Annotated in this window: 20 protein-coding genes and 2 tRNA genes; 7 read left to right on the top strand and 15 right to left on the bottom strand. The window is 57.9% G+C overall.

Features of this window, described 5'->3' with window-relative positions; translation table 11 throughout:
* Positions 1-24 precede the first annotated feature (24 nt).
* From mobA to KSP9073_RS14715, 6 genes are all read right to left on the bottom strand, one after another.
* Positions 25-606, bottom strand: a complete 582-nt coding sequence (gene mobA / locus KSP9073_RS14690; RefSeq protein ID WP_108843716.1) for a molybdenum cofactor guanylyltransferase MobA — start codon at positions 604-606, stop codon at positions 25-27.
* A gap of 8 nt (positions 607-614) precedes the next feature.
* Positions 615-1,244, bottom strand: coding sequence for a uracil phosphoribosyltransferase (upp, locus tag KSP9073_RS14695; RefSeq protein WP_108843717.1), 630 nt, complete (start codon positions 1,242-1,244; stop codon positions 615-617).
* 150 nt (positions 1,245-1,394) lie between these two features.
* The gene (gene ung, locus KSP9073_RS14700; RefSeq protein WP_207771485.1) at positions 1,395-2,096 is read right to left on the bottom strand and encodes a uracil-DNA glycosylase; all 702 of its coding nucleotides are present in this window, start codon (positions 2,094-2,096) and stop codon (positions 1,395-1,397) included.
* Between the two features lie 2 nt (positions 2,097-2,098).
* Positions 2,099-2,587 carry a xanthine phosphoribosyltransferase gene (gpt, locus tag KSP9073_RS14705; RefSeq protein ID WP_108843718.1) on the bottom strand — a complete coding sequence of 163 codons (489 nt, stop codon included), beginning with the start codon at positions 2,585-2,587 and terminating at the stop codon, positions 2,099-2,101.
* 44 nt (positions 2,588-2,631) lie between these two features.
* Positions 2,632-3,183 (bottom strand): adenine phosphoribosyltransferase, encoded by a 552-nt coding sequence (locus KSP9073_RS14710; RefSeq protein WP_108843981.1) that lies wholly within the window; start codon positions 3,181-3,183, stop codon positions 2,632-2,634.
* A 126-nt stretch (positions 3,184-3,309) separates the two neighbouring features.
* Positions 3,310-3,918 (bottom strand): riboflavin synthase subunit alpha, encoded by a 609-nt coding sequence (locus tag KSP9073_RS14715; protein ID WP_108843719.1) that lies wholly within the window; start codon positions 3,916-3,918, stop codon positions 3,310-3,312.
* Between the two features lie 277 nt (positions 3,919-4,195).
* Between KSP9073_RS14715 and KSP9073_RS14720 the strand changes: the two genes are divergently transcribed.
* The 4 genes from KSP9073_RS14720 (at position 4,196) to KSP9073_RS14735 (ending at position 7,359) form a co-directional block, all read left to right on the top strand.
* Positions 4,196-5,239 carry a methionine ABC transporter ATP-binding protein gene (locus KSP9073_RS14720; RefSeq protein WP_108843720.1) on the top strand — a complete coding sequence of 348 codons (1,044 nt, stop codon included), beginning with the start codon at positions 4,196-4,198 and terminating at the stop codon, positions 5,237-5,239.
* Positions 5,220-5,873, top strand: a complete 654-nt coding sequence (locus KSP9073_RS14725; RefSeq protein WP_108843721.1) for a methionine ABC transporter permease — start codon at positions 5,220-5,222, stop codon at positions 5,871-5,873. Before KSP9073_RS14720 ends, KSP9073_RS14725 begins: the two co-directional genes overlap by 20 nt.
* Before the next feature lie 117 nt (positions 5,874-5,990).
* Positions 5,991-6,809 carry a MetQ/NlpA family ABC transporter substrate-binding protein gene (locus KSP9073_RS14730; protein ID WP_108843722.1) on the top strand — a complete coding sequence of 273 codons (819 nt, stop codon included), beginning with the start codon at positions 5,991-5,993 and terminating at the stop codon, positions 6,807-6,809.
* 67 nt (positions 6,810-6,876) lie between these two features.
* Positions 6,877-7,359, top strand: a complete 483-nt coding sequence (locus KSP9073_RS14735) for a free L-methionine (R)-S-oxide reductase MsrC (RefSeq protein ID WP_108843723.1) — start codon at positions 6,877-6,879, stop codon at positions 7,357-7,359.
* Positions 7,360-7,442: 83 nt separating this feature from the next.
* Here the strand turns inward: KSP9073_RS14735 and KSP9073_RS14740 are convergent.
* The 4 genes from KSP9073_RS14740 to KSP9073_RS14755 form a co-directional block, all read right to left on the bottom strand.
* Positions 7,443-7,519, bottom strand: a tRNA-Val gene (locus KSP9073_RS14740).
* Between the two features lie 46 nt (positions 7,520-7,565).
* Positions 7,566-7,642 (bottom strand) — tRNA-Val (locus tag KSP9073_RS14745).
* Positions 7,643-7,891: 249 nt separating this feature from the next.
* Positions 7,892-9,400, bottom strand: a complete 1,509-nt coding sequence (glpK, locus tag KSP9073_RS14750; RefSeq protein ID WP_108843724.1) for a glycerol kinase GlpK — start codon at positions 9,398-9,400, stop codon at positions 7,892-7,894.
* Positions 9,401-9,452: 52 nt separating this feature from the next.
* Complete coding sequence (locus KSP9073_RS14755; RefSeq protein WP_207771486.1) at positions 9,453-10,181, bottom strand: MIP/aquaporin family protein; 729 nt, start codon at positions 10,179-10,181, stop codon at positions 9,453-9,455.
* A gap of 351 nt (positions 10,182-10,532) precedes the next feature.
* Here KSP9073_RS14755 and KSP9073_RS14760 point away from each other — a divergent pair, with 351 nt between their 5' ends.
* Positions 10,533-11,297, top strand: coding sequence for a DeoR/GlpR family transcriptional regulator (locus KSP9073_RS14760; RefSeq protein ID WP_108843725.1), 765 nt, complete (start codon positions 10,533-10,535; stop codon positions 11,295-11,297).
* A 231-nt stretch (positions 11,298-11,528) separates the two neighbouring features.
* Entirely contained in the window at positions 11,529-13,097 is a 1,569-nt protein-coding gene (gene glpD, locus KSP9073_RS14765) for a glycerol-3-phosphate dehydrogenase (protein ID WP_108843726.1), read from the top strand.
* An 85-nt stretch (positions 13,098-13,182) separates the two neighbouring features.
* Here glpD and KSP9073_RS14770 read toward each other — a convergent pair whose 3' ends face one another.
* The 4 genes from KSP9073_RS14770 to KSP9073_RS14785 all read right to left on the bottom strand — a co-directional run bounded on the left by KSP9073_RS14770 (position 13,183) and on the right by KSP9073_RS14785 (position 18,096).
* Complete coding sequence (locus KSP9073_RS14770) at positions 13,183-14,562, bottom strand: class II fumarate hydratase (protein WP_108843727.1); 1,380 nt, start codon at positions 14,560-14,562, stop codon at positions 13,183-13,185.
* A gap of 117 nt (positions 14,563-14,679) precedes the next feature.
* Positions 14,680-15,804 (bottom strand): zinc-dependent alcohol dehydrogenase family protein, encoded by a 1,125-nt coding sequence (locus KSP9073_RS14775; protein WP_108843728.1) that lies wholly within the window; start codon positions 15,802-15,804, stop codon positions 14,680-14,682.
* Between the two features lie 50 nt (positions 15,805-15,854).
* The gene (attM, locus tag KSP9073_RS14780; protein ID WP_108843983.1) at positions 15,855-16,640 is read right to left on the bottom strand and encodes an AttM family quorum-quenching N-acyl homoserine lactonase; all 786 of its coding nucleotides are present in this window, start codon (positions 16,638-16,640) and stop codon (positions 15,855-15,857) included.
* 79 nt (positions 16,641-16,719) lie between these two features.
* The gene (locus KSP9073_RS14785; RefSeq protein WP_108843729.1) at positions 16,720-18,096 is read right to left on the bottom strand and encodes a hypothetical protein; all 1,377 of its coding nucleotides are present in this window, start codon (positions 18,094-18,096) and stop codon (positions 16,720-16,722) included.
* Between the two features lie 166 nt (positions 18,097-18,262).
* Between KSP9073_RS14785 and KSP9073_RS14790 the strand changes: the two genes are divergently transcribed.
* Positions 18,263-18,682 carry a secondary thiamine-phosphate synthase enzyme YjbQ gene (locus KSP9073_RS14790; RefSeq protein WP_108843730.1) on the top strand — a complete coding sequence of 140 codons (420 nt, stop codon included), beginning with the start codon at positions 18,263-18,265 and terminating at the stop codon, positions 18,680-18,682.
* A gap of 46 nt (positions 18,683-18,728) precedes the next feature.
* Here the strand turns inward: KSP9073_RS14790 and KSP9073_RS14795 are convergent, their stop codons facing one another.
* Positions 18,729-19,751, bottom strand: coding sequence for a DctP family TRAP transporter solute-binding subunit (locus KSP9073_RS14795; protein ID WP_108843731.1), 1,023 nt, complete (start codon positions 19,749-19,751; stop codon positions 18,729-18,731).
* Between the last annotated feature and the right edge of the window lie 15 nt (positions 19,752-19,766).

A 19,766-nucleotide genomic window follows, 5' to 3' on the forward strand; every position in this document is an offset into this window, starting at 1 on the left:
GGCCCCGTATGACCTGTGACATGATCATTGGCCAAAGGCATCCCGGTCATTGGGTGTATTGATGTTGATAAAGGCCCGGGCATCGTTGAACTGACAGGCCGCATAAGGATGACGGGCATACCACTGATCAATCTTGCGCCCCCCACCAATCAAATACTGTTCCAGATCATCAACCAGATCGCGCTTTAAAAGCGCGACCGTGGGATGAGCACGCTCATGATCGCTGGCATGAACAATGTCTACATCAAGGCTTGCCAGGGTCGCCTGAAGTGAGGCCACAAGTGTCCTGGGCAGTGACGGCGTGTCACACGGCACCATCAGCACCAGTGGTGTTGACGCGGCCTTGAGCGCGGCATGAAACCCCGCCAACGGCCCGGCGCTGCCCGGAAAAAGATCGGAAATGACGGGATAACCCAGCGCTGCATAGACGTCTTGATGGCGATTGGCATTGATCATGACCTGCGACACCTGTGGTGTGATCGATGCCAGTACATGGCTGACCAGTGACCGACCGGCAAGCTCGACCAGCCCCTTGTCGACACCACCCATGCGCCGCCCAAGACCGCCTGCCAGCACCACTCCGGTAATGCATGCCCGGTTATCCATGATCGCCCCTAGCGGGTTCCGAACAGCTTGTCGCCGGCATCACCAAGCCCGGGCACGATATAGCCCTGACTGTCGAGACCTTCATCGACGGCTGCCGTATAAAGCTCGATTTCGGGATGCGAACGCGAGACACGCGCAATGCCTTCAGGCGTGGCCACCAGTACGATGACCTTGATCTGACGGCAGCCCTTGGCCTTGAGCATATCAAGCGTCGCTGCCATGGAACCGCCCGTCGCCAGCATCGGATCAATCACGATTGCCAGACGCTCGTCCAGATCCTGCACAAATTTTTCGAAATAAGGGACCGGTTCCAGCGTCTCTTCGTTACGGTATAGCCCGACAACACTGATACGCGCACTCGGCAAAAGCGTGGTGACACCATCAAGCATGCCAAGACCAGCCCGTAGAATCGGCACGACCGTGACCTTTTTGCCCTTGATCTGCTGAACCTTCAGCGGCTTGCCGCTCCAGCCTTCGATGGTCTCATCACCCAGCTCGAGTCCCTTGGTGGCCTCATAGGTCAAAAGGGTCGACAGCTCGTTGGCCAGCTCGCGAAAGTGCTTGGTACTGATCCCTGCACCTCGCAGTAGTCCAAGCTTGTGCTTAACGAGAGGGTGGTCAATGGTATGAACATTCATGATGGGTATACGGCCTGATAGAAGAATATCGCTGCCCCTTTATCGTGGGGACAGCGCAAGTGCCCCCTATTCTACTCCGGCGTACACAGACGCGTTAAGCATCCATGTGCCGACAATAGAGGACATATTGACACATTGCCACGACGCCAATTAAACGTCGGGCAGTTGCTCGAGAGGAGGCAGGCGCCAGTCGATGGGTGCCTCGCCCTTTTGCGTTAGAAAGGCATTGGTCTGCGAGAAGTGATGACAGCCAAAAAAGCCTCGATGCGCGGCCAGCGGTGAAGGATGCGGTGCGTGCAGCACCAGATGCTTCGTTCGATCCACGAAGGCCGCCTTTTTCTGGGCATAGCTGCCCCAGAGCAGAAACACGACATGCGAGCAGTGTTCGTTGATGACTTCGATGGCACGGTCCGTGAAGGCCTCCCAGCCCTGCCCGCGATGTGCTGCCGCCTGACCGCGCTCGACGGTCAATACGCTGTTGAGCAACAGGACACCCTGGCGGGCCCAGCTTTCCAGAAACCCATGGTTGACCGGCTCAAAGGCCACATCATCGCTTTTCAGCTCCTTGTAGATATTGACAAGGGACGGCGGAATAGCCACTTCCGGGCGTACTGAAAAACACAGGCCGTGCGCCTGGCCCGGGCCGTGATAGGGATCCTGCCCCAGGATAACGACCTTGACGCTTTCCAGTGGCGTCAGCTCAAAGGCACGAAACCAGTGCTCGGAGGCCGGGTAGATGACCTTGCGCTGATCCTTTTCATGGCGCAAAAAGGCCTTCAGCGCCTGCATGTAGGGCGCATCCACCTCGTCGCCAAGGTAACGATTCCAGCTCTCGGGCAGCGGCAGGGCCATGATTACTCCTTGCGGGTACGAAGCTGATCCACCAGCGGCTCGACAAAGGAGACGCCCATGTCCCATGGGAACTGGATCCAGGTGTCCTGCGCCACTTCCGTCAGGTACTGATCCACCATCGGCCGGCCTTCCGGCTTGGCATAGATGGTCACGAAATGCGCGCGCGGCAGCATTTCCCGTACCGCCCCGGCCGTCTTGCCGGTATCGACCAGATCATCGACCAGAAGCCAGCCGTCGCCATCGTGGTCGATGCCCTTGAGCACGTTGATGCCGCTTTGCTCCATGTGCTCATAGCTTTTGATGCAGACCGTATCGATCAGGCGAATATCGAGCTCGCGCGCGATCAGAGCCGCCGGAATCAAACCGCCACGGGTGACCGCCACAATGCCCTTGAAATCACGGCCAACAAGCTGATGACACAGCATGCGTACATCGCGGTGCAGGCGATCCCATGAGATCGTGAACTGGTTATGATAGCGCTCGGTACTCATTGAAATATCCTGTGCGTCAGGGGAGACACGCATGTCTGCCCTGCCTATTCGTCTTCGGTAAAGGTACAGGCTGAGAAGACGCTGTAGCCTTCAGCACGAATCATGTCGCCGCCACCCAGTTCGGGAAGATCAATGATGGCGGCGGTTTCAACAATGATGCCGCCACTGCGCTCGATCAGCCGGGCAGCTGCCAGCATGGTGCCTCCCGTGGCGATCAGGTCATCCACCAGAAGAATCCTGTCGCCCTTCTGGAAGGCATCGGAATGCAGCTCCACGGTCGACTCACCGTACTCGAGGCTGTAGGTCTCGCTGATGGTTCGAAAGGGAAGCTTGCCCTTTTTACGCACCGGCACAAAGCTGCAGCCCAGCTCGTAGGCGAGTGGCGCGCCAATGATAAAGCCACGCGCATCGATCGCCGCAATCGCATCAATATCAAGTTCCTGATATCGATGGACGAAACTGTCGATCAGTTTTCGAAAAGCAGCACTGTTTTGCAGCACCGGCGTAATGTCGCGAAAGTTGACACCGGGTTCCGGCCAATCCCTCACGGTACGAATCACCGACTTGATATAGTCGCCGTAAATACTTGTCGCCACGTTCAATCTCTCGTCGACCCATATGCAAAACGACCGGCCATTGCCGGTCGTTTTATATAAACGGTGAACATTTTACCCAATGGTGCCCGCGCAAGCGACCCGCACAGGCCACATCGGCATGCAATTTCATGCTCTGGTAGCCAGAACACGCTCAACGGTCTCGACAATGGTCTGAGTTTGAGGGTCAATTTCGATATTGACGCCCTCACCGATTTCCCGAGTTCCGATCACGGTACGCGCAAGCGTATCGGGAATCAGGTTGACGCAAAACCGGTTGTCCTGCACTTCACCGATGGTCAGGCTGATGCCATCGACCCCGATGTACCCCTTGTCGAACAAAAACCTTGCCCACTGCTGCGGCAGCTCGAACCAGAGCCGGCAGTTATTGGGCGCATCCTCACGGGAGATGAGCGTGGCCATACACATCACATGTCCTGACATGGCGTGGCCACCAACCTCATCCCCCAGCCGCGCAGCCCGCTCCACATTCACGTAATCTCCAACCTCAAGCACCCCCAGGTTGGTCAGCGCCAGCGTTTCCCGCATGAGATCAAAGCTGACGAGCGACCCTTCAATGCCTGTCACACTCAGACAGCAGCCGTTATGGGCGACCGACGCGCCGTGGGCCAGCCCCTTCAGCAAGGGTTCGGGCAGGTCAATCACATGACGATTGAGCCCTTCCAGGCGTTCGATAGCTACCATCCGGGCCATGCCCTGTACGATACCGGTAAACATGATGGCCTCTTCGATTGCTAAAAATGACCATATTCGCCTGTTCGGGGCGCGCTGTCACCCGGCCCTGCCTCATACCCTGCGGGCCCAACCTGCCCCGGCCGGATCGATGCGCTGCCCATATAGCGGCACTATCGGGTACTTATGACGCGTGCGCGCGCTGGATCAAGTATACTGGCGCGCCTTGTGCCCAGCGCACTTTTCACGACGAACACACTCACCACGTCAGGTACGCGCCCGGTGGTACACGACCCAACTGTATTTAAGACATTCCAATCCGATGATTCGACTTGAAAATGTGACCCGAGTGTACGGTCAGGGCGCCAAAGCCGTGACGGCACTCAAGGACGTCAACCTTGAAGTGGCTGCCGGCAGCATCACTGGTGTCATCGGCGTTTCCGGTGCCGGCAAGAGCACCCTGATTCGATGCGTCAATCTGCTGGAGCGACCTACCCGGGGGCGAGTATTCGTGGCCGGTCAGGAGCTGACGACCATGAACAAGACTGAGCTGCGAAAGGCGCGTCACGGCATCGGCATGATCTTTCAGCACTTCAATCTGCTGGAATCACGCACCGTACGAGGCAATATCGGCCTGCCCCTTGAGCTGATCGGCACCCCGCGCCGCGAGATTGATCAACGCATCGACGAACTTCTGGAACTGACCGGTCTCAACGAACGGGCCAGCGCCTATCCCGCCGCGCTCTCCGGCGGACAGAAGCAGCGTGTGGCCATTGCCCGGGCACTGGCAAGCAATCCGCAGGCTCTGCTGTGCGATGAAGCCACCTCGGCGCTCGACCCTCAGACCACCAGCGCCATCCTGGCGCTGTTAAGAGACATCAATCAGCGGCTGGGACTCACCATCCTCCTGATTACCCATGAAATGGAAGTGGTCAGAACGATCTGTGATCAGGTCGCCCTGATCAGTGGCGGCGCACTGGTAGAAACGGCCCCGGTAGGCGATTTCTTCACTCGCCCCGCCACCGAGGAAGGCAGGGTGTTTCTTAACGATTTCCTGCAGCTGGCGCCGTCAAATACGCTTTTACAGCGCATGTCAGACAGCTCCAAAGACACCGGCCTGCCGGTCGTACGTCTTGTCTTTCGTGGCCAGGCCCTGTCCAGCGAACTGATGACGCATCTGGAACAGCACTTCGGGATTCGACTGCGAATCCTGCAGGCGCGCGTTGAAAACATTCAGGGCCGCACTCTGGGGCTGATGATCGCGGAATTCGACGGCGGCCGGGACACGCTGGGCGCCGCCATGGACCATCTACACACGCTTGACGTTCAAACGGAGGTACTTGGCCATGTCCAGCGCCATGATTGATCGTATTCTCGATGCCGTGATTGACACCTTTTATCTGGTCATCTGCAGCGGCCTAATTGGCATTGCGCTGGGCATCATCATGGGCGTGGCGCTCTACGTCACCCGTGAAAACCGCATCATGGCCATGCCGGTACTCAACCGCGTCATCAGTCTGATCGTCAACGTCGGCCGCTCTGTACCCTTTATCATCCTGATGCTGGCTCTGGCCCCCTTTACCCGCTGGCTGGTGGGCTCCTATATCGGCACCACTGCCGCGCTGGTACCACTGAGCATTGCCGCCATCCCCTTTGTCGCCCGCCTGGTGGAGGGCGCCCTCAATGAGGTTCCTCATGGCCTGATCGAGGCAGCAGAATCAATGGGCGCCACCCCTTGGCAGATCATCACCCGTGTTCTGTTACCCGAAGCGAGAGGCGGGCTGATCACGGCCGCCACCATTACCATTATTGCGCTGATTGGCTACAGCGCCATGGCAGGAGCTATCGGTGCCGGCGGTCTGGGGGCCGTGGCCTACAACTACGGCTATTCCCGCTACAACCCCATGGTCATGCTGGTCACCGTGCTGATCATGGTGATCATGGTGCAGGGCGTTCAGATGCTGGGCGATTTTTTTGTGCATCGCAGTCGTCATCGCTAGGCAAACCCCCTGAAACAACGTCTTCAAAACAATAACGACAACATCACAGGCGCTGATAACGGCGCATCAAACCCTGTCGACAGCACTCCTGTCGAATTCATTGCAAGGAGATAACGCATGAGAATTTCACCCAAGGGGCTGGGCACTGCCCTGGCACTGAGCGCCAGCGTCATGATCGCCGGCTGTGGCAACCAGAGCGACGATGAAAACACCGTCCGCGTCGGTACCATGGCAGGCCCTGAAACGGCCCTGATGGAAACCGCCGCGGAAGTGGCAAAGGACAAGTACGGACTCGACGTTGAAATCACCGAATTCAACGATTACGTCTCTCCCAATGCCGCGCTTGATGATGGCAGCATCGATGCCAACGCCTATCAGCACCAGCCCTACCTGGACAGCATGATGGCGGATCGCGGCTTTGATTTTGTCGCCGCAGGCAAGACCTTCGTGTATCCGATTGGCGCCTACTCCGACAAGTACAAGAGCATTGACGAGCTGCCGGACGGCGCCACCATCGCGGTGCCCAACGACCCTTCAAATGAAGCACGTGCCCTGCTGCTGCTGGCCCGTGAAAACCTGATCGAACTGCGCGACCCGCAGAGCCCGACAGCCACGCCGGACGACATCACCGAAAACCCGCACAACTATCAGTTGCGCGAACTCGACGCCGCCCAGCTCACGCGCGCCCTGCCGGATGTCGATATGGCCTTTATCAACAGCACCTACTCGGTTGCCGCCGACATGACCGTTGATCAGGCGCTGATCGTTGAAGATGGCGACTCTCCCTACGTTAACCTCATCGTGGTGCGCCAGGGCGATCAGAACAGCGAGAAGATCCAGCACCTCGTGGACGCCTTCCAGAGCCAGCAGGTCGTCGACAAGGCGGATGAGCTTTTCAAGGGTGGCGCCATCGCCGGCTGGGAAAAAAACCAGTAAGCCCCCATATTGCTGATCGGGGCCGGCCTGTGCCGGCCCTTTTTTTATCCATGCAGTGAGACGATTCATGAGCAACACACGACCCACGACCGATTACGCCATGCTCAAGCGCCAGCTGATGGCACTGCTCGACACCCGGGACTGGGTGACCAACACCGCACAGATGGCCGCCTTTATTTTCCAACAGGTTCCCGATCTGAACTGGGCAGGCTTTTATATACAGCGGGAAGAGCGTGTTTTGCGCCTTGGCCCCTTTCAGGGACAGCCGGCCTGCAATCCCATCGGATTCGAAGACGGGGTCTGTGGTGCGGCAGCACGCACGGCAGAAACCCAGCGGGTGGAAGACGTGCACGCCTTCCCCGGCCATATTGCCTGCGACGCCGCGTCGCGCTCGGAACTGGTTGTCCCGCTGAGCATTGGTGACAGGCTCTGGGGCGTGCTGGATCTGGACAGCCCGCTGCCCGGTCGCTTCGGCATTGAGGATCAGGAAGGGATTGAAGCGCTGTGCCAGGTACTGATCGAACAGACCGACCTGCCCGACCGGGTGTAATTGACGCCCCGCTCCAGAAGCGCCTACGCATAACAAACAGCAAAAAAACCCGCCACGGAGACCGTGGCGGGTTTTTAATATTCTGGTAGGACCGAGCGGATTTGAACCGCTGACCTCCACGATGTCAACGTGGCGCTCTAACCAACTGAGCTACGGTCCTGCAAATCGATACGTGTCAAAAAAGCCTGCGTTTATACCTGAAGCAATGGTAGGACCGAGCGGATTTGAACCGCTGACCTCCACGATGTCAACGTGGCGCTCTAACCAACTGAGCTACGGTCCTGCTTCAATGGCATACAAGTGCCGTTTCAACGCTGCGCTATTGTACTTATTTTCTGTTCGAGCGCAACCGTTTACGCCACTGTATTGTTATAAAACATGTCTTTGCATGCATCAGTCGCCTGTTTACCTATGCTCTGCAGCCGTCAAGACCTTTTACTACAGCCACTGACAGTCAGCGCCTTAAAAAAACCGGGCCTGCCGATATGACATCAGCAGGCCCGGGCCTTGTCTCAGCGGCGTTTTGCCACGATCACGACTCGACGCGGAACCCCATGGTGGCCTCAACGGCCTGCTTCCAGCCGTCATAAAGCTCGTCGCGCTGCTTCTCGCTCATGGTCGGTTCGAACTTGCGCTCCAGAGCCCAGTACTCGGCGATCTCGTCACGCGACTTCCAGAAACCGACCGCCAGACCGGCGAGGTAAGCAGCACCCAGCGCCGTGGTTTCGTTAACCTCACAGCGCAGCACATCAACCCCAAGAATATCGGCCTGGAACTGGGCGAGGAAATTGTTGGAGATGGCGCCACCATCGGTACGCAGTTCGGTCAGCGCGATATTGGCATCGTTTTGCATGGCATGCAGAACATCAGCACTTTGATAGGCCAGCGACTCGACCGCGGCACGAATGAAATGCTCCTTGGTCGTGCCACGCGTCAGGCCGAACATCGCTCCACGCACGTTGGAGTTCCAGTAGGGCGCACCAAGACCGGTGAATGCCGGCACCATATAAACGCCGTCATTGCTGCCGGCACGTTCGGCGTAGGCTTCAGAATCAGACGCACGACCCAGCATCCTCAGACCGTCACGCAGCCATTGAATCACCGAGCCCGCGACGAAAACGCTGCCTTCCAGTGCGTACTCCAGCTTGCCTTCCACTTCCCAGGCAACGGTCGTCAGCAAGCCATTTTCGGAAGGCGTTGCTTCAGTACCGGTATTCATCAGCGTAAAGCAGCCGGTGCCGTAAGTGTTCTTGGCCATACCGGGCTTGAAGCAGGCCTGACCAAACAGCGCAGCGTTCTGATCGCCCGCCATGCCGGCAATCGGCACTTCGTGGCCAAACAGGTACTTCGGCAGCACATGGCCGTACACTTCGCTGTTGGACTTCACCTCGGGCAGCATGCTCTCGGGCACGCCAAACAGCGCCAGCAGTTCGGGGTCCCACTTGCGCTCACGAATGTTGAACAGCATCGTGCGTGAGGCGTTGCTCACATCGGTCACATGTACTTCCCCGCCGGTCAGATTCCAGACCAGCCAGGTATCAATGGTGCCGAACAGCAGTTCACCTCTTTCGGCCTTCTCCCTGACGCCTTCAACATTGTCGAAGATCCACTTCAGCTTGGTGGCAGAGAAGTAGGCATCGATGACCAGACCCGTCTTGTCACGGATCATGTCTTCATGCCCGGCATCACGCAGCTCGTCACAGATTTCAGCCGAATGGCGTGACTGCCAGACGATGGCGTTGTAAACGGCGTGCCCGGTTTTCTTGTCCCAGATAACGGTGGTTTCGCGCTGATTGGTGATACCGATCGAGGCAATCTCGCGGACATCAACTTCCGAGTTATTGATGACCTCGGCCAGCGTGGTCAATACGCTGGTCATGATCTCGCGCGGATTGTGCTCGACCCAGCCCGGACGCGGAAAGATCTGCTCGAACTCGCGCTGGGCGATACCGGCGACACGACCTTCATGATCAAACAGCATCGAGCGTGAACTGGTCGTTCCCTGATCGATTGCGAGAATGTACTTTTTCTGATGACTCATGAGTATTGACTCCTCGATTGAAGACGAGCGGAGGTATGAAACCGATAATGACTTAATAGATGTGGGCAGCCAGAGCAGCCAGAACACTACCAATGATCGGACCAATCACCGGCACCAGCGCGTAGCCCCAATTGTTGCTGCCCTTGTTTTTGATGGGCAGCACGGCGTGCGCGATGCGCGGACCAAGATCGCGCGCCGGGTTAATGGCGTATCCGGTCGGCCCACCCAGTGACGCACCGATCGATACTACCAGCAGCGCCACTGCAAGGGGCCCAAGGCCGCTGGGCGTATTTCCAAACATGATGATCACAAAGATCAGTACGAATGTCCCGATGATCTCGGTCACCATATTCCAGCCATAGGACTTGATGGTCGGTCCGGTCGAAAACGTGGCAAGGATGGCACCGGCATCTTCGGTCTCATCGTACTGCTTCTTGTAAGCCAGATAGCACACCACAGCGCCGACGAAGGCACCAATGAATTCAGCCACAAGATAGGCAACCGTGGTGGCAAATGTGATCGGGATACCTTCAGCATATTGCTTCGCCGGCCCGATGAGTAAAGCAATGGTAACGGCCGGATTGATATGGGCGCCGGTGTCAAAGGCAACATAGACGGCTGCGAAGACTGCCAGACCCCAGCCGAAAAAGATGACGATACCGTCACTGCCATGACCATTGGTCTTGTTCAACAGCACGTTGGCCACCACACCGCACCCCAGCAGTGTCAAAATGGCCGTGCCGGCGATTTCGTGAACCAGGATGGTTTCGATAATACCCATTTTTTTACCCCGGAATAGCGTTGGTTTTTAAACATTAGGTATAGCTGTGTTGCTTTCCGAGCATCCTATAGTAATCATTTAAAAAAACGATGTGCCGTTTCTGACTTTCCATCAAAACAATTTCAAGCATTTGATTATAAATGGTTTAAACCCCTTTAAACCTTAGTCTTACAAGCCTTGCAAAAGGATTTAAAAGCTCAAAAAGGTGCAATATTCCAAAAATTTTGTTGCCAGATGAACATGGCAAACATCAAGTGAAAACCGTACGAAAACACCTATTGCCGAGCAGAAGGGCGAGGGATACCTTGACGACACGAATCAGCCTCGGAAAGCTTGCGGAAAGGACACCACATGACCCAGCAGGAACGCCACAACACCATCGCTGACATGGTCAAGCGTCAGGGCTATGCGACCATCGAGCAGCTGGCGCATCACTTTGATGTCACACCACAGACCATCCGGCGCGATCTCAAGGTGCTGGCCGATGAACAGGTGATACGACGCGTTCATGGTGGTGCCGGTCTGCTGGAATCCAGCACGGTCAATACGGCCTATAGCGCGCGCAAGTTGATCAATCACGATGCCAAGGCGCGCATTGCCCGCTCACTGGCAGAACATATCCCGGATCAGAGTTCACTTTTCATAAATATCGGTACCAGTACCGAATTGATCGCCGAGGCGCTGCTCAACCATCGGGGGCTGGAAATCATTACCAACAACCTCAACGTTGCCGCCACGCTTCAGCATCGCGAGGACTTCAACGTCATTGTGGCAGGCGGCACCGTACGCTCGCGCGATGGCGGCATCATCGGCGAGGCCACGGTAGACTTCATCAATCAGTTCAAGGTCGATTTCGGCATCATCGGCATCAGCAGCATTGATGAGGACGGTGCCCTGCTCGATTTTGACTATCAGGAGGTCAGAGTCGCCCAGGCCATCATCAGCAACTCGCGTCAGGTCTATCTGGCCGCCGACCACTCCAAGTTTTCACGCAACGCCGTGGTACGTCTGGGACATCTTAACCAGATTCATGCCCTGTTTACCGACCAGGAGCCACCCGCCGGTATCTGCAAGCTGCTGAGCGAACAGGACATTGCCCTCAATATATGTCCCTGAACCAAAGCCGTGCCCGTGAAACAGGATTTTTGGAGCAGTGCTTTTGAAAAAGGTCGTCTGAAAGGAAGGTCATCGACCGAACGAAAAGCTGATCATGCCGATTGCATCAGACAATCACCGATCCCTTGATGTTCTTTTGAACATGTCATATGTTCACATTCGAACATTCGTGATGGTATGGTTACCGCGTTCCCAATTCCTTAATCCGGCGCAGACGCGCAAGGCAGGCGCATGACTTCCGACAAGACTTCTTCAGCGAACACTCCCGTTCTGGACCTTTTCATCATCGGTGGGGGTATCAATGGCACCGGTATTGCCAACGATGCTGCCGGCCGCGGTCTGAGCATCGGGCTATGTGAACAGGCCGACCTTGCCAGTGCCACCTCCTCGGCTTCCAGCAAGCTGATTCATGGCGGACTGCGCTATCTGGAACACAAGGAGTTTCGTCTGGTTCGCGAAGCACTTCACGAGCGTGAAGTCCTGCTTGCCAAAGCGCCGCATATTATCTGGCCGCTGCGTTTTATCCTGCCGCACCGCCAGCACCTGCGGCCGGCCTGGATGCTGCGCGCCGGTCTTTTCCTGTATGACCATCTGAGCCCGCGCGCCACACTGCCCGGCTCGAAGTCGCTGAAATTTGACGGTTCAAGCGCGCTCAAGCCTGACATCAAGCGTGGCTTTGAATATTCCGACTGCTGGGTCGACGATGCTCGTCTGGTCGTGCTCAATGCCCTGCAGGCGCAGGAGCAGGGTGGCGAAATTCTGGTGCGCACGCGCTGCATCAGCGCCGTGGAAAAGGATGGCATCTGGGAGATCACGCTGGAAAACACCCGTACCGGCGAGCAGCTGGTGCGCCGTGCCAAAGCGCTGATCAACGCCGCCGGCCCGTGGGTAGAGTCTTTCATCAAGGGCAGCACCCAGCGCAAGTCGCGCTACGGCATCAACATGATCAAGGGCAGTCATATCATTACCCGCCGCATCAATGGTGATGACCGCGCCTTCATCCTGCAAAACGAGGACAAGCGCATCGTCTTTGTCCTCCCCTGGCAAAATGACTACAGCCTGATCGGGACAACAGATCAGAACTACGAGGGTGATCCGACCCATATCACCATCAGCGATGAAGAGACCGATTACATCCTCAATGTCGTCAATGCGCACTTCAAGGAGCAGCTGACCCGCGATGACGTGGTCACCAGCTACTCCGGCGTACGCCCGCTGTGTGATGACGAGTCCGATGATCCTTCCGCGATGACGCGTGACTATACGCTCTCGCTGGATGATACCGGCGCACCGATGCTGTCGGTCTTTGGCGGCAAGATTACGACCTTTCGCCGTCTGTCCGAATCCGCCATGGAGAAAATCGAGCCCTGGTTCCCGAGCATGGGCAAGCCCTGGACCGACAAGCGTCCGCTACCGGGTGGCAACATCGATTCCCGCGAGGCCTATACCCGCAAGCTGCTGACGCAGTATCCTTTTTTGGGTGAACTGCGCGCTGCTCGATTTGCCTCGAGCTACGGCACGCTGTGCGAGAAGTTCCTCGAGGGCGTCACCGACGAGGCCGGGCTGGGGGAGGATTTCGGTGCCGGGCTGACCCGTGCCGAAGTGGACTACCTGATCGATCACGAGTGGGCCACACAGGTCGACGATATTCTCTGGCGTCGTACCAAAATGGATGTGCGTCTAAATGAATCTCAGCGCAAGCACCTGCAGGAATACGTGACGGGTCGCATGGACACCAGCGCAGACGACATGAGCGAGCCGGTCGGCACGCCTTCTCCGGATCATGCTCTGACGCACTAAACCTGCATGACACCAGATGAATGGCAGCATACAAAAGGGCCCCTTTCGGGGCCCTTTTTTGTTGCATGTCCTGACGCACTGAACCCTACTCCTGGATGCCCCCACGTGTCAGCTGCGCAGGGTCGAGATAACGTTCAAGCTCTTCGCGGGAAAGTTCGGTCTCTTCCTCGGCCACTTCGATGATTGGACGACCTTCCTGATAGGCCTTTTTGGCCACACGCGCCGCTTCGTTGTAGCCGATCACCGGGTTGAGCGCGGTGACCAGTACCGGATTGCGCGCCAGCGGCGACTCGACATTGTCACGACGAACATTGAAGCTTCTGATGGCCTTGTCCGCCATCAGCAGGGAGACGTTATTTAAAAGCGAGATCGAACTCAACACGTTGTGCGCCATCAGCGGCAGCATGACATTAAGCTGGAAGTTGCCTGACTGTCCCCCCACGGTGACCGCCGCATCGTTGCCGATGACCTGAGCCGCTACCTGAGCCGCCGCCTCCGGAATCACCGGATTGACCTTGCCCGGCATTATTGAACTGCCCGGCTGGAGAGCTTCCAGTTCAATTTCGCCAAGGCCGGCCAGTGGCCCGGAATTCATCCAGCGTAGATCGTTGCTGATTTTCATCAGTGCGCAGGCATAGGCCTTGAGGTGACCGGACATTTCTACCGTGGCGTCCTGCGAGCCCAGCGCCGCAAAGAAGCTGTCTGCCGGCGTAAAGGCAAGCCCGGTCTGCTCGGAAAGGCGTTTGGCAAAGCGCTCGGCAAATTCCGCATGGGCATTGATACCGCTGCCCACGGCCGTGCCACCCTGGGCCAGTCGCAACATGCGCGTCAGGCCATTTTCAAGACGCTCGATGGACTGCGCGACCTGACTGGCCCAGCCGCCCAGTTCCTGGCTCATGCGCACCGGCATGGCATCCATCAGGTGCGTTCGGCCGGTCTTGATCACGTCATCAAGTGTCGATGCCTTGTCCTCGATGGTCTTTTGCAGATAGCGCAGCGTCGGCAGCAGCTTCTCGTTGAGCTCCATGGCAATCGAGACATGCAGCGCGGTTGGAATGGTGTCATTGCTGCTCTGACCCATGTTCACATGGTCATTGGGCCCGATGTCGAGATCGTCCCGCGAGGCCAGATGCGAAATCACCTCGTTGACGTTCATGTTGGTCGAGGTGCCAGACCCGGTCTGATAGATATCAATTGGAAACTGATCGACGTGCTCACCGCGGATGATCGCGTCGGCCGCCTTGACGATGGACAGCGCCCGCCCTTCATCAAGCAGGCCAAGATCCATGTTGACCTCGGCGGCCGCCCTTTTGACCCGCGCCACGGCGGCAATAAAGGACGCCGGCATGGGGTGTCCGCTGACCGGAAAGTTATTGATGGCCCGTTGCGTCTGCGCGCCGTAAAGTGCCTCCATCGGCACTTCCAGCTCGCCCATGCTGTCCTTTTCGATACGGGTCTGATCCATGATTCTCTCCTGATAATCAACGATGAAGCGCCGAAAGATGCCCTTCAGGTTAGCAGGCCCACTGGCATTGCACCCGGCTCATGTCACGTCTTCAGTCGAGTGCGCCGCCCCTGAAGATCAAAGGTCGATCACCTGCCGGATGGCGCGCCCCTGGGCTAGACGCTCAAACCCTTCGTTGATGTCCTCAAGCGTTATGCGGTGGGTCAACAGTCGGTCCACCGGCAGACGACCGGCCTGATACAGCGCGATATAACCCGGCACATCCAGTGAGGGCACGTGGCCCCCCAGATAAGACCCCTTGAGCGTGCGCTGCTCGGCCACCATCCGTGTCGGACTGATGGCCAGACGCACGTCCGGATGCGGCAGTCCGGAGGTCACCGTGGTGCCGCCACGCCGAGTACATTCAAAGGCAAACTCAAGCGCCGGTGCCACACCGGCAAACTCGGTGGCCAGATCCACCCCGCCCCCGCTGATGGCACGCACCTGCTCAATGGCATCCTCATCACCGCTATTGATCACATGCGTTGCCCCCATGGCTTTGGCCGTTTCCAGCTTGTCGGCATCGATGTCAGCGGCAATCACCTGACGCGCGCCGCCGCCAATCGCCCCCAGCACTGCGGCCAGCCCCACTCCGCCCAGCCCGACCACCAACACCGACTGACCCAGCTTGAGCTCGCCGGTATGCACCACTGCCCCGACTCCGGTCAGTACCGCGCAGCCGAACAGCGCCGCAATGTGAAACGGCAGGCTCGGGTCGATGCGCGTCAGTGAGCGACGCGACGCCACGGCATATTCAGCAAATCCGGAGACTCCGATGTGGTGATAAACCGTTTCTTCACCGTGATGCAGGCGCATGCCGCCCCCCAGCAGATGTCCGGCAGCATTGGCGGCCGCCCCGGGCTGACACAGTGCTGCCTCACCGGAGAGGCAAAAGGCACAGGTGCCACAGTTGGGCGCGAAGGAAAACACCACATGATCACCGACCTCAAGATCCTCGACGCCCTCACCGACCTCCACCACCTCGCCCGCTGCCTCATGGCCCAGCACCATCGGCAACGGCCGCGGCCGATTGCCATTGATGGTCGACAGATCAGAGTGACACAGCCCGGCCGCGCGAATGCGCACCAGCACCTCGCCACGCCCCGGTGGATCAAGCGTTACCTCCTCAATGGACAACGGCCTGGATTCCCCATAGGGACGTGATTTTTGCATCTCTCGCAACACGGCGGCCCGAGCTTTCATGATTTTCTCCCTGATCAGTGGAATATGGCAGTAGCGACGTCGCGCTGAACTCAGCGGTAATACTCGGGGGCATGGCGAAACGTCGGCCAGGCATCAGGGTCATGACCGGTGACCACCATGGCCTGCGTCTTGCGGGCCAGAGCATGGAGCTTTTGCACCGAGCGTACGGCGTCCACGGTCGAAGCCAGAAATCCCGGCAGCGCCTTTTCATTCCAGTGATCCATGGTATAGGCCGCATCCACCGCCAGCAGCACCGGACCGGTCTCTTCCAGATGGATCATGAAGCTTGCATGGCCCGGTGCATGGCCGGGGGTAAAGACAAAACGAATGACCCCGTCACCGAAGACGTCATAGCCATCGTCGCTGTCCTCCAGAAAATGCCAGTTCAGCCCCGGGCGATCAAAATCCTTGCGGATATAACCGCCGGCCGAAAACCAGTCCGGCGCCATGGCATATTCATACTCTCGCCGGCGGACAACATGGACGGCGTTGGGGAAGCGACCGGTCGCACCGGTGTGATCCAGATGGAGATGGCTGTGCAGCACATAGCGAACGTCTTCCGGCGCGATCCCCATGGCCTGAAGCGTTTGAACACACCCTTCTTCCTCGCGCATGACCGGCTGATAAACGGCGGTAATGTCGCCCCAGTGGCCCTCGGCATCCGTAGCGCACTCCACGGCGCAGCCGCCATCAATGACCACATGCCCCTGTGGGTGGGTAATCAGATACCACGGCACCGGTATCTCATAATCATCAAGCCCGGCATTCATGCTGATGTTGCAGCGACGACATTTGAGAGTTCCGGTCTGGAACATGTAAAGGCGCAGCTCATTCATGACGATTCTCCCGACAAAGGCATTGGCAGACATTAACCATGACGCTTGCAAAGCTTCTGATACGGCCTGTCAGCTCGCATTACTTTCTGTCTTCGTCCTCTCGCGGACGTAGCGTGCCATCGCTTTCTCCGGTGAAAAAACGACGACCGTAGATGAGCAGGCACAAAACCACGCCTACGGCGAAGGCCCAGGCCGCCCCGCGGGTCGCCAGTACCGCCGCAATAACGCCTGCGATTCCCAGGTCACGCTGACTGCGGGCCGCCATGATCCCGACGCGCACGCTGACATAGCCCTGAATCAGCAGCGTCAGGGCCAGTGCCACACCCAGAATCGGCTGCACCAGACTCACGATCGGCATCAGTAAAAGGCCGGTATTGGTTCCCCACCGAAACGAGCCGGCGCCGCCAAAGATCGAGCCCATGGCCTTGCGCCCTTCCTTGAAGCGCTCAACGATCACCACATGCATGGCCGCCCAGAGTGGTCCGCACATGGCAATGTCGGGGCCGATCACACTCATGATCGCGTTGCGGCCGCCAAAGATCATGTGCGCGCGATTGGGCGCATACTCGACTTTCTCGTCCGGCCGGGTGGCATCGGCTTCATCCAGTAGTGCCTTGCCCTGAAGCACATCACCAAACACCACAATGTAGGTGGCCAGAACGACCGGCAACGACTGCACAAACACCATCAGCGGCGGCCACCCGAGGCCAAACAGGGTGTAGTCCTGCCAAAGCCCCACGAAGTCCGGCGACGTAATTCCCCACTCAATATCCGGCCATGGTGCTTCACTAAATAGCGGTGCAATCACGACAGCCAGAGCGATAATCGGAAAGATCCCCAGCTTGCCAAAGGTGGCCCAAAAGGTATTGCGGGTCTTGAGACGTGTAAAATGGCGCGAAAACAGCAGATAAAAGGCCGCGCCGATCGCGATTGAAATGGTCCAGGGGAAACTGTCGAATCGGCCACCCACCTGGAATACCGTCATGACGGCTGCGATGCCGGCCCCAATGATCACCCCGGCCTTGAGCGCTGACGGCACCAGTTGCACCACACGATGAGACAACCCCGACACGCCCAGCGCGATCGAGAAAAGCCCCAGCGTCATCTGAAAGGCAATCAGGGCATGGATACGCTCGGTGCCCTCCGGAAAGGTCTGACACCAGGCCATCACCAGCGGAATGGCCGGTGTGATCCAGCCAGGCACCACCGGGTCGCCCAAAAGGTGGTGGGCCAGATAGAGAAACCCATTGAGGAGTACCACCGCCAGCGCCACCTCAAAGGGCATTCCCAAAAGCTCTGTCATCAGAGGGATCGCCGCCAGGTCGACGGCGCACATCAGCAGGCCCTGGCAATAATCAGGCCATTCAAAACGATAGTGAATGAAAGGCAGGCGCACCTTGAAGGGGCCCATGGGCCAATAGACGGTTTCGTTATCTGATCGACGTTCATCAGCCATGGCGCGATCCCTTTATAAGGTCATCCAAGACTATGCGCAAAGTGCTGGCAGCCATACGACACTTTGGTCTTCATATGGCTTTTTCAGATGCCGCCTGCACAAGACGCCACCAGCACGCTCATCTACCCTTTCTCATCAGGTCCCATAGACAAAGGAGTGAACGCCCATGTGGCACCGCCAGCAGATTACCCTCAAGCCCTATTCACGCGGCTTTCACCTGATCACCCATGACATTACGAGTGCTTTGAGCAAGATGCAGGAGGTCTCCACCGGGCTTTTGCACCTGCAAATGCTGCACACCTCTGCATCACTGACGCTCAATGAAAACGCCGACCCGGACGTGCGTCACGACATGGAAGCCTTTTTTCGCGACCGCGTTCCGGGCGATCTGCCCTATTTTCGCCACACCCTGGAAGGCCCGGACGATATGCCGGCTCACATCAAGGCCAGCCTCATGGGCACCGAGCTGACGCTTGCCGTCGATAATGGTCGACTGGCCACCGGCACCTGGCAGGGCATCTGGCTTGGCGAGCACCGCGAAAACGGTGGCAGCCGCCGTATTCTGGCCACGCTGTTCGGCGAATAAGACCAGCATGCCGGGGCCCATGCCCCGGCATTTCCCATCAAGCGGCTTATGAACCCGCCTTGTCGGAAACAGCCTGAATGGCCTTGATCATGTTGTCACCGTTCTGGTCAACAAAGGTTTTCCAGACGGGCTGAATGGCCTGCTGGAAGGCTTCGGTATCGACATCACGGTTGACCTTCATGCCTTCCTCTTCAAGCGTTGTGATCATCGTCTCGGTCTGCTCGGTGTTCATCTGGCGCTGCATGGCCGTGGCATCCGCTGCAGCCTTTTCGACAATCTGCTGCTGCTCGGGTGTGAGACTGTCAAAGCGTTTCTGGTTCATGACCATCAACAGCGCCGAATAGGCGTGGTTGGTGATCGAGAGATACTTCTGAACCTCGTTGAAGTTAAACGACACCACGATGCCCAGCGGATGATCCTGTGCATCGACCACGCCGGTTTCCAGCGCCGTATAAAGCTCGGCGACCGGCAGCTGCTGCGGGTTGGCGCCCAGAAGCTCGAACATGTTGTTGAGCGTAATCGAGTTATTGACCCGCATGCGCAGACCTTCCAGGTCCTTCGGCTCACGAATCGGCCCACGATTGTTGGTGATCTCGCGGAAACCATTTTCAGGAAACGCCAGTCCCTTGAGCCCCAGCGCCGGCAACTTGCTCATCACCTCTTCCCCGGGCGCCCCATCGAGGGCCTGATAAGCCGCGGCACTGTCAGCAAACATGAACGGCAGTTCAAAGGCACCGGCTTCCGGCACCATGCCGGTAAAGTTGGTCAGCCCCGAGAGCGTGATGTCGATGATGCCGGAGCGGGCTCCGTCGATCATCTGTGCATCGTTACCGAGCTGACCATTGGGAAAGATCTGCACCTTCAGATCGCCGTTGCTCTGGGCCTCGACCTCCTCCTTGAACTTCTCGGCAAGCTTGTGCTGCAGATCGCTTTGTGGCGTGGGATGGGCAAAGCGCAGCGTGGTGGCCGCCCAGGCGTTGCTGGACACTGACATGGCCAGCATCAGCGCCGCGGCAGCCGTTGCAAGCGCTGTGGCACCCAGCGTCGTACCGAACAGGCATTTTTTCATGTTGTTGCTCCTTGA

It is taken from the genome of Kushneria phyllosphaerae (assembly GCF_900312995.1).
In the GTDB taxonomy this organism is placed as follows: Bacteria; Pseudomonadota; Gammaproteobacteria; order Pseudomonadales; family Halomonadaceae; genus Kushneria; species Kushneria phyllosphaerae.

What these genes read in the sequence shown, in the direction of transcription:
- mobA (WP_108843716.1), bottom strand. Translation starts at nt 606, where the DNA reads ATGGATAACCGGGCATGCATTACCGGAGTGGTGCTGGCAGGCGGTCTT.
- upp (WP_108843717.1), bottom strand. Translation starts at nt 1,244, where the DNA reads ATGAATGTTCATACCATTGACCACCCTCTCGTTAAGCACAAGCTTGGA.
- ung (WP_207771485.1), bottom strand. Translation starts at nt 2,096, where the DNA reads ATGGCCCTGCCGCTGCCCGAGAGCTGGAATCGTTACCTTGGCGACGAG.
- gpt (WP_108843718.1), bottom strand. Translation starts at nt 2,587, where the DNA reads ATGAGTACCGAGCGCTATCATAACCAGTTCACGATCTCATGGGATCGC.
- KSP9073_RS14715 (WP_108843719.1), bottom strand. Translation starts at nt 3,918, where the DNA reads ATGTTTACCGGTATCGTACAGGGCATGGCCCGGATGGTAGCTATCGAA.
- KSP9073_RS14720 (WP_108843720.1), top strand. Translation starts at nt 4,196, where the DNA reads ATGATTCGACTTGAAAATGTGACCCGAGTGTACGGTCAGGGCGCCAAA.
- KSP9073_RS14725 (WP_108843721.1), top strand. Translation starts at nt 5,220, where the DNA reads ATGTCCAGCGCCATGATTGATCGTATTCTCGATGCCGTGATTGACACC.
- KSP9073_RS14730 (WP_108843722.1), top strand. Translation starts at nt 5,991, where the DNA reads ATGAGAATTTCACCCAAGGGGCTGGGCACTGCCCTGGCACTGAGCGCC.
- KSP9073_RS14735 (WP_108843723.1), top strand. Translation starts at nt 6,877, where the DNA reads ATGAGCAACACACGACCCACGACCGATTACGCCATGCTCAAGCGCCAG.
- glpK (WP_108843724.1), bottom strand. Translation starts at nt 9,400, where the DNA reads ATGAGTCATCAGAAAAAGTACATTCTCGCAATCGATCAGGGAACGACC.
- KSP9073_RS14755 (WP_207771486.1), bottom strand. Translation starts at nt 10,181, where the DNA reads ATGGGTATTATCGAAACCATCCTGGTTCACGAAATCGCCGGCACGGCC.
- KSP9073_RS14760 (WP_108843725.1), top strand. Translation starts at nt 10,533, where the DNA reads ATGACCCAGCAGGAACGCCACAACACCATCGCTGACATGGTCAAGCGT.
- glpD (WP_108843726.1), top strand. Translation starts at nt 11,529, where the DNA reads ATGACTTCCGACAAGACTTCTTCAGCGAACACTCCCGTTCTGGACCTT.
- KSP9073_RS14770 (WP_108843727.1), bottom strand. Translation starts at nt 14,562, where the DNA reads ATGGATCAGACCCGTATCGAAAAGGACAGCATGGGCGAGCTGGAAGTG.
- KSP9073_RS14775 (WP_108843728.1), bottom strand. Translation starts at nt 15,804, where the DNA reads ATGAAAGCTCGGGCCGCCGTGTTGCGAGAGATGCAAAAATCACGTCCC.
- attM (WP_108843983.1), bottom strand. Translation starts at nt 16,640, where the DNA reads ATGAATGAGCTGCGCCTTTACATGTTCCAGACCGGAACTCTCAAATGT.
- KSP9073_RS14785 (WP_108843729.1), bottom strand. Translation starts at nt 18,096, where the DNA reads ATGGCTGATGAACGTCGATCAGATAACGAAACCGTCTATTGGCCCATG.
- KSP9073_RS14790 (WP_108843730.1), top strand. Translation starts at nt 18,263, where the DNA reads ATGTGGCACCGCCAGCAGATTACCCTCAAGCCCTATTCACGCGGCTTT.
- KSP9073_RS14795 (WP_108843731.1), bottom strand. Translation starts at nt 19,751, where the DNA reads ATGAAAAAATGCCTGTTCGGTACGACGCTGGGTGCCACAGCGCTTGCA.